Origin of the sequence: Ilumatobacter nonamiensis YM16-303 (assembly GCF_000350145.1) — a bacterium.
In the GTDB taxonomy this organism is placed as follows: Bacteria; Actinomycetota; Acidimicrobiia; order Acidimicrobiales; family Ilumatobacteraceae; genus Ilumatobacter_A; species Ilumatobacter_A nonamiensis.
This window is the reverse complement of the sequence record NZ_BAOL01000345.1, coordinates 1-507: the sequence shown is the minus strand read 5'-3', so window position 1 is coordinate 507 and position 507 is coordinate 1. Positions and strand designations below refer to the sequence as shown.

Below are 507 nucleotides of genomic sequence, written 5' to 3'. Positions count from 1 at the left end.
CCGACCTGGAGGGTTACCAGGAGGCAGCAGGTGCGTTCTTCGAGGAGATCACCGGCGGCGAGATCCAGGCCGACGTGCTCGTCGACGGACTCGCGGAGCACGTCGCAACGCTGACGACGGCGATCGACGGCATCGTTGCCGACGACCCGGCGGCGTTCGACGACCTGCAGGCCGCGGCAGCGCACATGGAAGGTGCCGCCGACCTGTTGGCCACCGGCATCGTCGCCGCAGTCCCGGACATGTTCCCCGGCGCGACCGACAGCGTCCCGGCCATGACCCGCTCGACGCTCACGTTCCAGCTGCAGGAGCACGTCTACCTCGCGGGGATCGCCCTCGAGCAGGCGATCGAGAACGGTGGTGACCTCGAACAGCCGAACGTCCAGGCTGCGGTCGAGACACTCGACGGCAACACGGTTCGCCTGTCGGAGACGGTTGCGTCCGTCGCCGGCGAGGAGAACGGTGAAGCCTTCAAGGAGCTGTGGCGTCAGCACATCGGCTTCTTCGTCG

Annotated in this window: 1 pseudogene; it reads left to right on the top strand. The window is 67.9% G+C overall.

Annotated elements, in window-relative coordinates:
• A pseudogene (locus ON45_RS23350) lies at positions 1-507 on the top strand (hypothetical protein); the annotation flags it as partial.